This window comes from Pantoea sp. Pa-EAmG (assembly GCF_030024295.1).
In the GTDB taxonomy this organism is placed as follows: Bacteria; Pseudomonadota; Gammaproteobacteria; order Enterobacterales; family Enterobacteriaceae; genus Pantoea; species Pantoea dispersa.
Map to the genome: position 1 here is coordinate 1 of NZ_JASEWO010000139.1, position 12,641 is coordinate 12,641.

General features: G+C 57.6%; 8 protein-coding genes and 1 other RNA gene. 5 read left to right on the forward strand and 4 right to left on the reverse strand.

The window, feature by feature from the left end:
- Positions 1 to 331: 331 nt before the first annotated feature.
- Positions 332 to 736: a hypothetical protein gene (locus tag QMM04_RS16665; RefSeq protein ID WP_021506233.1), complete on the forward strand. Its 405-nt coding sequence runs from the start codon at positions 332 to 334 to the stop codon at positions 734 to 736.
- Between the two features lie 30 nt (positions 737 to 766).
- Here the strand turns inward: QMM04_RS16665 and QMM04_RS16670 are convergent, their stop codons facing one another.
- A complete protein-coding gene (locus QMM04_RS16670) occupies positions 767 to 3,820 on the reverse strand; it encodes an FAD-binding and (Fe-S)-binding domain-containing protein (RefSeq protein ID WP_104092870.1) in 3,054 nt (1,017 codons plus the stop codon).
- A gap of 204 nt (positions 3,821 to 4,024) precedes the next feature.
- Here QMM04_RS16670 and ydiK point away from each other — a divergent pair, with 204 nt between their 5' ends.
- Positions 4,025 to 5,137 carry an AI-2E family transporter YdiK gene (gene ydiK / locus QMM04_RS16675; protein ID WP_282996566.1) on the forward strand — a complete coding sequence of 371 codons (1,113 nt, stop codon included), beginning with the start codon at positions 4,025 to 4,027 and terminating at the stop codon, positions 5,135 to 5,137.
- 330 nt (positions 5,138 to 5,467) lie between these two features.
- Positions 5,468 to 5,575, forward strand: an RNA gene (gene rprA / locus QMM04_RS16680) — antisense sRNA RprA.
- Positions 5,576 to 5,715: 140 nt separating this feature from the next.
- Here rprA and ppsA read toward each other — a convergent pair.
- Positions 5,716 to 8,103: a phosphoenolpyruvate synthase gene (ppsA, locus tag QMM04_RS16685; RefSeq protein ID WP_088515864.1), complete on the reverse strand. Its 2,388-nt coding sequence runs from the start codon at positions 8,101 to 8,103 to the stop codon at positions 5,716 to 5,718.
- A 448-nt stretch (positions 8,104 to 8,551) separates the two neighbouring features.
- On the opposite strand from ppsA, the gene QMM04_RS16690 reads away from it, so the two are divergent.
- Positions 8,552 to 9,379: a pyruvate, water dikinase regulatory protein gene (locus QMM04_RS16690; RefSeq protein WP_021506237.1), complete on the forward strand. Its 828-nt coding sequence runs from the start codon at positions 8,552 to 8,554 to the stop codon at positions 9,377 to 9,379.
- A 150-nt stretch (positions 9,380 to 9,529) separates the two neighbouring features.
- Complete coding sequence (locus QMM04_RS16695) at positions 9,530 to 10,576, forward strand: 3-deoxy-7-phosphoheptulonate synthase (RefSeq protein WP_058780654.1); 1,047 nt, start codon at positions 9,530 to 9,532, stop codon at positions 10,574 to 10,576.
- Between the two features lie 6 nt (positions 10,577 to 10,582).
- Here the strand turns inward: QMM04_RS16695 and QMM04_RS16700 are convergent, their stop codons facing one another.
- On the reverse strand, positions 10,583 to 12,022 hold the full coding sequence (locus QMM04_RS16700; RefSeq protein WP_282996567.1) for a protein adenylyltransferase SelO family protein: 1,440 nt from the start codon (positions 12,020 to 12,022) through the stop codon (positions 10,583 to 10,585).
- Positions 12,023 to 12,119: 97 nt separating this feature from the next.
- On the reverse strand, positions 12,120 to 12,641 hold a 522-nt coding region (locus QMM04_RS16705), incomplete at its 5' end, for an EAL domain-containing protein (RefSeq protein ID WP_282996568.1).

Below are 12,641 nucleotides of genomic sequence, written 5' to 3' on the forward strand. Positions count from 1 at the left end.
TATCACTTCAACCTCTTGTTTTGCAGGGATAATCATCTCGTGCTGTTTTTTACTGCTGCTTTATTAAGCATAGTCCCTTCCCACCAGCTTGTGCGCGCCATTCCCGCGCGCGCCGTCAAAACGTAACCTGTTCATAAGCCGTAAATTTTCCAGTTCCCTTTTTACGTTTATGCTCTGATTGATAGGTTACGCCTTTGCTGAATGTAAAGAGATTGTTATTGCCGATTTTTGTAACAGGCAAAGGAAATCAATAAAATTTCACGGCGGGAATTGCATTCCTGGCGCGGTTTAATATGATAATGATTATCATTAACCTACTTTGGGTGGCGACATGACGCTTTCCGTCTCAGCCTGGTTACAACACAAAATCGACGAATATAAGTTTTCGGTCCGCGATATCACCGTCGACTTCTATCTGGCTCAGGCAAAGCTCAACCGCACCGATTGTTCCATTGAACAACTGCGTCGTTTTAACGATACCTGTCTCGACATGGCCGAAATCTGCCAGCTGAACGGCGACGATCACAGCTACCTGCACGCGATGGGCAAGCTGCACCACCGCTTAGTGCAGGAGATGGGCAATGCCGATCGCGATCGCCTGTTCCGTATTCAGGCTTACCAGCTGGCGCGCCTGTCGCTGACCCGTTTGTGTCATCAACTGGCGCTCAGCGGCGACTGGGACCAGGCGACCCGCCTGCAAAGTGATTTCGTCCGCCACGCAGGCTGGATATTCTAATCCAGCTTTGTGACGGCTCCTACAATTTGTTTACATCAATTCCAGCAAAGCCTGTAGCGGATGGCGCATACCGTTGCCCTCGGCGCGTTTCACCTGGCTGCGGCAGGAGAAGCCGGTCGCCAGACAGCGCTGACGCGGCAGCTTCTGCAGTTGCGGATGCCACGACAGTTCATAAATGCCCAGCGAGTTGGCCAGATTTTTACTCTCGTGACCATAAGTGCCGGCCATGCCACAGCAGCCCACGTTGATGTTCTCCAGCTTCGCGCCAAAGCGGGCAAAAATAGCCTGCCACTGATTGGGCGTCGACGGCAGCGCCGTGACCTCGGTGCAGTGGGCAAACAGATACCAGGCTTCGCCGCTGGCGATCTGCTCCTCGCGCCCGGCCAGCACGCCGTGCAGCCATTCATGCACCAGCTGCACACTGAACGTGCCGCGCTGCTCGCCCAGCACCTGCTGATACTCGTCGCGATAGCACAGCACCGTGGCCGGATCGACACCGACCATTGGCACGCCGAGCTGCGCCACCCGGTTGAGGAATTCAGCGGTTTTGCCGGCGGTGCGGGCAAAGCGCTGCAGAAAACCTTTCACGTGCTGCGCTTTCCCGTTAGGAGAGAACGGCAGCAGCACCGGCCGGTAGCCGAGTTTTTCAATCAGCCGGATGAAATCGGTCACCAGCTGCGCTTCGTAATAGCTGGTAAACGGATCCTGCACCACCAGCACGTGCTGTTCGCGCTGGGCCGCATCCATCGCCTCGAGTTGCTCCAGCGTGACCCGCATCGCCGGGTGGCCGCTCAGCTGCTGCTTCAGGCTCGGCGAGGAGAGCAGCGGCAGATCGACCATGCCGATGTGGCGCTGGCTGAGATCGCGCATCCACGGCTGTTTCAGGAAGAAGTTGAACACCCGCGGAGCTTTCGCCATCAGCGGCGCATAGCTTTCAACCGACGCCACCAGATGGTCGCTGACCGGGCGCAGATAGCGGGTGTGATAAAGCTGCAGGAAGCGCGAGCGGAAGTTCGGCACATCGATTTTAATCGGGCACTGCGTCGAGCAGGCTTTACACGCCAGGCAGCCGGACATCGCCTCTTTCACTTCATGCGAGAAGTCATATTCGCCCTGCTTCGCATGCCACGAATTGCGCGTGCGCTGAATCAGACTGCGCAGGCTGGCGCCCTGTGCTGGCAAGGCCTGCTCCAGCTTAAGCGGGTCAACGCCCTGCTCCGCCAGCAGGCGCAGCCACTCACGCGTTAGCGTGGCGCGTCCTTTTGGCGAGTGGATACGATTGCGGGTGATTTTCATCGACGGGCACATCGGGCTGCGCACGTCAAAGTTAAAGCACAGTCCGTTGCCGTTACACTCCATCGCGCCGCGCCAGTCATTGCGTACCGTCAGCGGAATCTGGCGATCCCAGCTGCCGCGCGTGGCCGCATCGACTTGCATCATGGGTTCGTCGTTACCCAGCGGCGTACAGATTTTGCCGGGGTTGAGACGGTTATCCGGATCGAACGCCGCTTTGATGCGGCGCAGCTCATTAAACAGCGTTTCGCCAAAGAACGCCGGACTGTACTGGGCACGGAAGCCTTTGCCGTGCTCGCCCCACAGCAGACCGCCGTAGCGCGCGGTAAGCGCCACCACTTCGTCCGAGATCTGCTTCATCAGCATCTCCTGCTGCGGATCGCACATGTCCAGCGCCGGACGCACGTGCAGCACGCCGGCATCCACGTGACCAAACATGCCATAGCTCAGGCCGTGGCTGTCGAGCAGCGCACGAAAATCCACAATGTAATCCGCCAGATGCTCCGGCGGCACGGCGGTGTCTTCCACGAACGGAATCGGTTTGGCGCGCCCTTTGGCGTTGCCAAGCAGACCTACCGCTTTTTTACGCATGTTATAGATGCGCTCAATGCCCGCCAGATCATCACACAGCTGATAGCCCATCACGCCGCCCTGCTGCTGCGCCATCAGCTCATCCAGCCGCGCGCACAGCGTCGTCACCTGCTGCGCAATCAGCGCCGCATCGTCGCCGGCAAACTCGACAATATTCAGGCCAAGCATCTCTTTGCCTGGCACATCGGTGATCAGCTCGCTGACCGAATGCCAGACGATATCCTCGCGCGCCAGGTTAAGCACTTTCGAATCCACTGTCTCCACCGACAGGGCCTGCGCCTCGACCATAAAAGGCGCATTGCGCAGTGCGGAATCGAACGAATCGTACTTAATGTTCACCAGCCGGCGCACTTTGGGAATGGGTGTGATATCCAGCCGGGCTTCGGTGATAAAGGCCAGCGTGCCTTCGGCACCGCATAACAGGCGCGTCAGGTCGAAAGTTTGCAAATCATCACTGAACACATGGCGCAGGTCATAACCGGTAAGGAAGCGGTTCAGTTTGGGGAATTTTGCCAGAATCAGTTCACGCTGCTCGCGGCAGCGGTTAAGCACTGCTTTATAGATGCGCCCTTCAGCGGTCGGCGTTGTGGCCAGCTGTTCCGCCAGCGCGGTGGGCATGGCGCGCGTATCAAGAATTTCGCCGCCCAGCAGCACGGCACGCAGGCCTTCGACGTGATCGGAGGTTTTGCCATACACCAGCGAGCCCTGACCGGAGGCATCGGTATTGATCATGCCGCCCAGCGTGGCGCGGTTACTGGTCGACAGCTCCGGAGAGAAGAAAAAGCCGTACGGCCTAAGCCAGGCGTTAAGCTGGTCCTTCACCACGCCGGCTTCTACCCGCACCCAGCCCTGCTCGGTGTTGATCTCAAGGATGCGGTTCATGTAGCGCGACATGTCGACCACAATGCCCTGATTGAGTGACTGCCCGTTAGTGCCGGTGCCGCCGCCGCGCGGGGTAAACACCAGGCTGTTGAAACGCGGCTCACCAGCCAGTCGGGCGATCAGCGCCACGTCCGCCGTTGAACGCGGAAACAGCGCCGCATCGGGCAGGAGCTGATAGATGCTGTTATCGGTGGAGAGCGTGAGGCGGTCGGCATAGCTGGTCGCGGTGTCGCCGGTAAAACCTTGTTCTTTCAGCGACTGCAGGAATGTCAGCACCAGTTGAACGAGGCCTGGCGCCTGAGAAATCTGTGGGATCATTATTTCGTGACCGGGATGTTGTAAACGTTTGCGTGGTTAATTTTTTTCAGCTCTTGGTTGTATCACATTTTTTTGCCGCCCGCTGTTTTTTCAGGAAAACGGCCGCGTCGCGCTGCTTTTTCTGTTTAATTTTCAGGAAATAGATCATCATTGTGAAGGCGCCGCGGAGCGCCCTCCTGAAGGATTACTGAGGTCTGAGTTGTGATGAAAAGCCTGCAACGCGGTGTGGACTTACCGCAAATGTTGTTCTCGCTGATGTTTATTTTGCTGATGATCATTGCCTGTCTGTGGGTGGTGCAGCCGTTCATTCTCGGCTTCGCCTGGGCCAGCATGGTGGTGATTGCCACCTGGCCGCTGATGATTCGTCTGCAGCAACTGCTGTGGGGTCGCCGTTCGCTGGCGGTGATCGCCATGACGATTCTGCTGTTGCTGCTGTTTATTATTCCTATCGCGCTGCTGGTCAGCAGCCTGATTGATAACAGCGCGCCGGTCATCGCCTGGGCGACCCAGCGCCATCTGGTGCTGCCGGATCTCGCCTGGCTGCGCGATATTCCCTATGCCGGACGCAAACTCTATTCCAGCTACCATAAACTGATCGACGGCGGCGGCGCGGCGATCATGAGCCAGGTCCAGCCTTATATTGGCCGCACCACCGGCTTCTTTGTCGCCCAGGCCGGACACTTTGGCCGTTTCATGCTGCACCTTGCCCTGATGCTGCTGTTCAGCGTGCTGCTGTACTGGCGCGGTGAGCAGGTTGGTCTCGGCATCCGGCACTTTGCCTACCGCATGGGCGGACGGCGCGGTGACGCCGCCGTGCTGCTGGCCGGTCAGGCGATCCGCGCCGTGGCGCTCGGCGTGGTGGTGACCGCGCTGGTGCAGGGCGTGCTGGGCGGCATCGGTCTGGCGATTTCCGGCATTCCGTATGCCACGCTGCTGACCGTATTAATGATTCTTACCTGCCTGGTGCAGCTTGGACCGTTGATTGTGCTGGTGCCGGCAATTATCTGGCTCTACTGGAGCGGCGACACCACCTGGGGCACGGTGCTGTTAGTGTGGAGTTGCGTAGTCGGCACGCTGGATAACGTGCTGCGTCCGATGCTGATTCGCATGGGCGCCGATTTACCGATGATTCTGATACTTTCCGGCGTCATCGGCGGGCTGTTCGCCTTCGGTATGATTGGACTGTTTATCGGTCCGGTCGTACTGGCGGTCTCTTACCGGCTGGTTTCGGTGTGGATGCATGAAGCGCCGGCGCCGGATGACGATCCGGAAACGGCCATCGAAGCACTGGCCGAACACGAAGAGCCGCAGCCATAACGCGCTTCCGGCGCATAACCGGGCCTCAGGCCCGGTTTGCTTATCCGCTTTTCCCTCTCCGCACCCATCGCGATTTGCATTAGTCAGCCGTGGTTAACACTCATTAATCCGTACCACTTAATTTCGCGACACAATAATTTTTTCCATTAGTGATTTTTAAGAAAAAACGCACTTTTCAGCGTTTAAGCCCGATCGGACCGATAAAATGATTATTTTTCGCACTGATTCCTGTGCCGGATGGGTCATAAAACGTAATGAAAGATTATCAGCTTTAAACTAATAAGAGGATTCTTAAAGACGCCAGCGGCGGCGGTGAATAACATGTTCACTATGTTTTAAATCAAGCCACTGATTTTTAAACAACCTTTTTCCCCTGAGTAAAGTGAAGAATTGCTGTGTGTAGTCTTTGCCCATCCCCTGTGATGGGCTTTTTTTTGCCTGCAATTCAGCGATAAACAGAGCGGCCCGGCGGCGAACGCCGTCAGCGCTGGGTTTATGGCAATCTCAGGTGATGAAAAGTAGGATGAGATAACAGACAGGTGCCCGACGGTTGCCGGGCACCAGGCAGGTGTAACAGATTATGCTTTGGCCGCGTCCAACTCAGCGAGGCTCAGCCAGGTTTCCACCACGGTATCCGGATTGAGCGACAGGCTGTCGATGCCCTGCTCCATCAGCCAGGCAGCAAAGTCCTGATGATCGGAAGGCCCCTGGCCGCAGATGCCGACATATTTGCCCTGCTTCTTCGCCGCCTGAATTGACATCGACAGCAGCGCCTTCACCGCATCGTTGCGCTCATCAAACAGCGCCGACACCACGCCGGAGTCGCGATCCAGCCCCAGCGCCAGCTGCGTCATGTCGTTGGAGCCGATAGAGAAGCCGTCAAAGTGCTGCAGGAACTGTTCTGCAAGCAGCGCGTTGGACGGGATCTCACACATCATGATCACCTTCAGCCCGTTCTCGCCGCGTTTCAGGCCCTGCTTCGCCAGTTCGGCCACCACGGCCTCGGCCTGATCGACGGTGCGTACAAACGGCACCATGATCTCAACGTTGGTCAGCCCCATGTCGTTGCGCACGCGCTTCACGGCTTCACACTCCAGCGCAAAGCAGTCGCGGAAGCTGTCCGCCACGTAGCGTCCGGCGCCGCGGAAGCCCAGCATCGGGTTTTCCTCTTCCGGCTCGTAACGCTCGCCGCCGACCAGGTTGGCATACTCGTTGGTTTTGAAATCCGACAATCGCACAATGACGCGCTTCGGCGCGAAGGCCGCGCCCAGCGTGGCGATCCCTTCGGTCAGCCGCGCGATGTAGAACTCCACCGGATCGTCAAAGCCTTTCATCATCTGACCAATCTGCGCCTGCAGTTCCGGCGTCTGCTGATCAAACTCCAGCAAGGCTTTCGGGTGCACGCCAATCATGCGGTTGATGATGAACTCCAGACGCGCCAGCCCAACGCCTTCATTTGGCAGGCAGGCAAAGTCAAACGCGCGATCCGGGTTACCGACGTTCATCATAATTTTCAGCGGCAGATCCGGCATGGTATCAACCTGCGAGCTGGTGACTTCAAAGTCCAGCAGATCGTTATACACATAGCCGGTATCGCCTTCAGCGCATGACACCGTGACCTTATGACCGTCCTTCAGGTGCTCGGTGGCGTCACCACAGCCCACCACTGCCGGAATGCCCAGCTCGCGCGCAATGATTGCCGCGTGACAGGTCCGGCCGCCGCGGTTGGTGACGATCGCCGACGCCTTCTTCATGATCGGTTCCCAGTCCGGGTCGGTCATGTCGGTGACCAGCACATCGCCTTTCTCGATGCGGTGCATCTCGCTGATGTCGTGAATCACCTTCACTTCACCCGCACCGATGCGATGGCCGATGGCCCGGCCTTCCACCAGCACGCTGCCTTTGCCCTGCAGGCTGTAGCGTTCCATCACCTGTCCGTTGGAACGCACGGTTTCCGGCCGCGCCTGCACGATGAACAGTTTGCCGGTGTGGCCATCTTTGGCCCACTCAATATCCATCGGACGCTGATAGTGCTGCTCAATCAGCACCGCCTGGCGCGCCAGCGCCTGCACTTCGTCATCGGTCAGGCTAAAGCGGTCTCGCTGTTCCTGTTCCACGTCCTCAATGCGCACCTGTTCGCCGTGCTCCTGCGAATCAGCATACACCATGCGGATCTTCTTCGAGCCCAGGGTACGGCGCACAATCGCCGGGCGATTAGCGGCCAGCGTCGGTTTGTGCACGTAAAACTCATCCGGGTTGACCGCGCCCTGCACCACCATTTCGCCAAGACCGAACGCCGAGGTGATGAACACCACCTGGTCGAAGCCGGATTCGGTATCAATGGTGAACATCACGCCGGAGGAGGCGAGATCGGAACGTACCATGCGCTGTACACCGGCCGAGAGTGCCACGCCACGGTGGTCGTAGCCCTGATGCACGCGGTATGAAATGGCGCGATCGTTAAACAGCGAGGCGAATACGTGCTTCACGGCCACCAGCACCGCGTCGAAGCCCTGCACGTTAAGGAACGTTTCCTGCTGGCCGGCAAACGAGGCATCGGGCATATCCTCGGCGGTGGCCGAAGAGCGCACCGCAAAGGAGGCTTCGGCGTCATCAGCAGAAAGTTGTTCATAGGCGCTGCGGATCGCCGCTTCCAGCTCTGGCTGGAAAGGCGTATCCACCACCCATTGACGAATCTGTTTGCCGGCCTGCGCCAGCGCTGCAACATCATCAATATCCGTGTTGTCCAGCAATGCATAAATACGCTGGTTCAGTCCGCTTTGGTCGAGAAACTGATTAAAAGCGTAAGATGTCGTCGCGTAGCCGTTTGGCACGGATACCCCGAGCGACGACAAATTGGTAATCATTTCTCCCAGGGAAGCATTCTTGCCCCCCACCCGATCAACATCATGCATGCCAAGCTGGTTGTACCAGAGCACTAGCGACTGTTGGTCTTGATTGGACATTGAGATTATCCTTTTAAATGATTGGAGCACATGGAACATTTTGCTATTCGCCAAATCAGCCTGGCACAATCAATTAATAAAGACTAAGTGTTGAATCGTTAAAGCAGAAAATCAGCGTTAAAATCGGATTACTCCCCGAAAAGCGCCTTGTTGCGCAACGCAGCTATTTTTTACCAACCTATTGACAATGCGATATTTTTCAATTTTTCATGAGGTTAGCCGCGTTTTTTGTTGCGCAACGCTTGCCGTTTTTATTTTGCGCCCGCGCGGGCAAAAGCGAGAAATTAGCGCTGAACAACCCGGCTTTTCATCTATGATGGGTAATAAGCGCAGCGTAAAAATAGATTATTCTCCGGGCAGATAGGGATATTTCATTTTACCCTTAGTGAAAATGAAATATTTTAGGTGATAATGTTACGCAAAAGTAAACAAAAGCATGAGGTCAACCATGAGCACTGAACGCAGCGTATTCTATATCTCTGACGGCACCGCCATCACCGCGGAAGTGCTGGGCCACGCGGTGCTGTCGCAGTTTCCGGTGAATACCAACAGCGTGACGCTGCCGTTCGTGGAGAATGTGCAGCGCGCCCAGGCGGTGAAAGCCCAGATCAATGCGCTCTACCAGCAGAGCGGCGTGCGTCCGCTGGTGTTTTTCTCGATTGTCACACCAGAGGTGCGCGACATCATTCTGGAGAGCGAAGGCTTCTGCCAGGACATCGTGCAGGCGCTGGTGGCACCGCTGCAGAGCGAACTGGGCGTGGCCTCGATGCCGGTGGCGCACCGTACCCACGGCCTGACCGCCAGTAACTTAGGCAAATACGATGCCCGCATCGCCGCGATTGATTACACCCTGGCGCACGATGACGGTATTTCGCTGCGCGGGCTGGAAGATGCGCAGGTGATTCTGCTGGGGGTATCGCGCTGCGGCAAAACCCCGACCAGCCTGTACCTGGCGATGCAGTTTGGTGTACGCGCGGCTAACTATCCGTTCATCGCTGATGACATGGATAACCTAAAGCTGCCGCCTGCGCTGCGCGCCCATCAGCACAAGCTGTTTGGCCTGACCATCGATCCGGAACGGCTGGCGGCGATTCGTCAGGAGCGCGCTGAAAATACCCGTTATGCGTCGATGCGTCAGTGCCGGCTGGAGGTCGGTGAAGTGGAGGCGCTGTTCCGCACCCATCAGATTCGCTATCTCAACAGCACTAATTACTCTGTCGAAGAGATCGCCACCAAAATCCTCGACATCATGGGCCTGCGCCGCAGCATGTACTGACCTCACCTGCCAGGTTGTAAAGCCTGGCTGCCGTCAGTAATGAATAGCCTTTTGATTTAGCTGGTTGAATTCACGGGCTAATGGTTTATTGTGATCATCATCACTTCCCGGTATTTCACCGCTGCGAAGAACAGATTTTTGAGAATCCCAATGAACAAAACTGATGAACTGCGCACCGCGCGCATCGGCACGCTGCTGACGCCGGCCGCGCTGGCGCAACAACACCCCATTTCGGCGGCGATTGCCGCTAACGTTACCGCCGCGCGTCAGCGCATCGCGCGCATCCTGACCGGTGAAGATCCACGCCTGCTGGTGATTATCGGCCCCTGCTCGCTGCACGACCCAAAGGCCGCGCTGGAGTACGCAGAGCGTCTCAGTCTGCTGCGTGAACAGCACAAGGACCGGCTGGAAATTGTGATGCGTGCCTACTTTGAGAAGCCGCGCACCGTAGTCGGCTGGAAAGGTCTGATTTCCGATCCGGATCTCGATGGCAGCTTCGACGTCAACCGCGGCATCGCTATCGCGCGCCAGCTGCTGCTGGATATCAACGCCATCGGCATGCCAACCGCCACGGAATTCCTCGATATGGTGATCGGCCAGTTTATTGCCGACCTGATCAGCTGGGGCGCGATTGGCGCGCGCACCACCGAGAGCCAGATTCACCGTGAAATGGCCTCGGCGCTCTCCTGCCCGGTGGGCTTCAAGAATGGCACCGACGGCAATGTGCAGATCGCGGTTGATGCGATTCGCGCCGCGCGCGTCAGCCATATGTTCCTGTCACCTGACAAAACCGGGCAGATGACGATTTATCAGACCAGCGGCAACCCGCACGGTCACGTGATCCTGCGCGGCGGGCGTCAGCCGAACTATCACGCTGAAGATGTCGCCGCTGCGGCCGCCAACCTGCGCGACTTCAACCTGCCGGAACAGCTGGTGATCGACTTCAGCCACGGCAACTGCCTGAAGCAGCATCGCCGCCAGCGCGATGTGGCGCAGGACGTGGCGGCGCAGATCCGGGCCGGTTCGCGGGCAGTGGCGGGAGTGATGATTGAGAGTTTCCTGCAGGAGGGGAATCAGAAAGTGGTGAGCGGCCAGCCGCTGACCTACGGCCAGTCGATTACCGATCCGTGCCTCGGCTGGGATGATAGCGCGGAGGTGCTGGCGCTGCTGGCGGCTGCCGTGGACAGCCGCTTCTGATGCCTGCTAGCTGGAGCAGCTCACCTCCAGCGTTTTTCCCCACTCCGGCGGCCGCTGGCGCAGTTCCGGACTGATGGCCGCCTCGTTAAACGGCTGCTGCAGCGCCAGATGTAATCTGGCCAGCGCCGCCGTTTCCCCCTGCTCAACCTCATCGATCACCTGCTGGGCCAGATAGTTGCGCAACACCAGCGCCGGGTTAGCCGCTTTCATGACTGCCTGACGCTGCGCATCGCTGACGCCATCCTGCAGCAGGCGCTGGCGATAGCCGTGATACCAGCGGTCGAAGGCGTCACGGTCGATGAACTCATCGCGCAGCGGTGAACGCGTCTCTGTCTGCTGCGTCTCGCTCAGCAGGCGGAACGTCAGGGTGTAATCGCTGTGCTCTGCCGTCATCAGCGCCAGCAGGTCAGTGAGAATGGCGTTATCCCCCGCATCGGCGGTCAGCAACCCGAGCTTCGCGCGCATTTTCTCGCCCCACACCCGCATCAGCTCGCTTTCGTAATGGCTGAGCGCCTGTTTCAACTGTTCCGTGCTCAGCAAACCGGACAGCGCATGCGCCAGGCGGTTAAGATTCCACAAGCCGATCATCGGCTGGTTGCTGAAGGCGTAGCGCCCCTGATAATCGCTGTGATTACAGATGAAATCCGCATTGTAGTCATCAAGGAAACCATAAGGCCCGTAATCGAGCGTCAGGCCGAGGATCGACATATTATCGGTATTCATCACGCCATGTGCGAAGCCGACGCTCTGCCACTGCGCAATCAGGCTGGCGGTGCGTTTGACGATATCGGTAAACCACAACAGATAACGATCGGCCTCCTGCTCCAGCTGCGGCCAGTGATGATGAATCGCGTAATCCGCCAGCTGGCGCACTTTCTCCGGCTCACCGCCGTAATAGAAATGCTCGAAGTGACCAAAACGCAGATGGCTGTCGGCGATGCGCATCAGCATCGCGCCGCGCTCGCGGGTTTCACGCTGGACCGGTTCGTCGCCAATGGCCAGCGCCAGCGCGCGCGTGGTCGGGATGCCAAGATGGTGCAGCGCTTCCGAGGCGAGAAACTCGCGCACGCTGGAACGGATCACCGCGCGGCCATCACCCATGCGTGAATAGGGGGTCAGGCCCGCGCCTTTCAGATGCCAGTCAAGTTTGCGGCCGTCGGCCAGTTGCTGTTCGCCCAGCAGCAGACCGCGTCCGTCACCCAGCTGACCGGCCCACACGCCAAACTGGTGCCCGCTGTAGACCTGCGCCAGCGGCGACATGCCGGGAAGCAACGCTGCGCCATACCACACGCCGTGGCCCTGGCCAGCAAACAGCGCGGCATCCAGGCCCATCTCCTGCGCCAGCGCGTCATTGTGATAACACAACCGCCCGCCGGCAAGCGGCGTTGGGTCCAGCGCGGTGTAGAATCCCGGCAACGTCTGCTGCCAGCTATTAATAAATTGCATCGACACTCCGGAAGGTGCGCAACGGTGCGCCACCCGCATTGCGTTTAAAGATAAAGCGTAGTCTACCGTCGGGGTGACGGAGAAGACAGATGAAAGGTTACTGCTGTGAAGGCGTGGTGAGCGTGACGTGCGGATAGATGAGATCGCTTAACCGTTCCGCTTTAACCACCGGGAACAGACTGCCCTGCAGCTGCGCGCCGCTCAGGGAACTGACTTTCTCCAGCAGGGCATTATCGTCAACGCCACAAATAATTATTTGCGGGGCGTAAGCGGAAAAATTATCGATAACAGTCTGAATAAATGGCGTAAATGAGGCACGTTTCGCCAGCGCATGAATAAACGCTTTGTCCATTTTTAACACGCTAAACAGATTTTCGTATACTGCCGTAGCCGGTGCTTTTCCTGCCCCAAATTGAGAAAGCGATAAGCGAAATTCCTGTTGCAGGCGTGCTAACAGCGGCTGCTTTTTACCAGCCGATAATTGCGGAAACGTTTCACTGATATCCAAAACAATAAAGGGAAGTTGTTTAAATTTCCTTAAGAGAAACTCACTGGCCAATAGCGTCGTGGCCATAGATTCATCAATACGAACCAGCGCGATAATTTGATGTAACTCAAA

What these genes read in the sequence shown, in the direction of transcription:
- QMM04_RS16700 (WP_282996567.1), bottom strand. Translation starts at nt 12,022, where the DNA reads ATGCAATTTATTAATAGCTGGCAGCAGACGTTGCCGGGATTCTACACC.
- QMM04_RS16665 (WP_021506233.1), top strand. Translation starts at nt 332, where the DNA reads ATGACGCTTTCCGTCTCAGCCTGGTTACAACACAAAATCGACGAATAT.
- QMM04_RS16670 (WP_104092870.1), bottom strand. Translation starts at nt 3,820, where the DNA reads ATGATCCCACAGATTTCTCAGGCGCCAGGCCTCGTTCAACTGGTGCTG.
- ydiK (WP_282996566.1), top strand. Translation starts at nt 4,025, where the DNA reads ATGAAAAGCCTGCAACGCGGTGTGGACTTACCGCAAATGTTGTTCTCG.
- ppsA (WP_088515864.1), bottom strand. Translation starts at nt 8,103, where the DNA reads ATGTCCAATCAAGACCAACAGTCGCTAGTGCTCTGGTACAACCAGCTT.
- QMM04_RS16695 (WP_058780654.1), top strand. Translation starts at nt 9,530, where the DNA reads ATGAACAAAACTGATGAACTGCGCACCGCGCGCATCGGCACGCTGCTG.
- QMM04_RS16690 (WP_021506237.1), top strand. Translation starts at nt 8,552, where the DNA reads ATGAGCACTGAACGCAGCGTATTCTATATCTCTGACGGCACCGCCATC.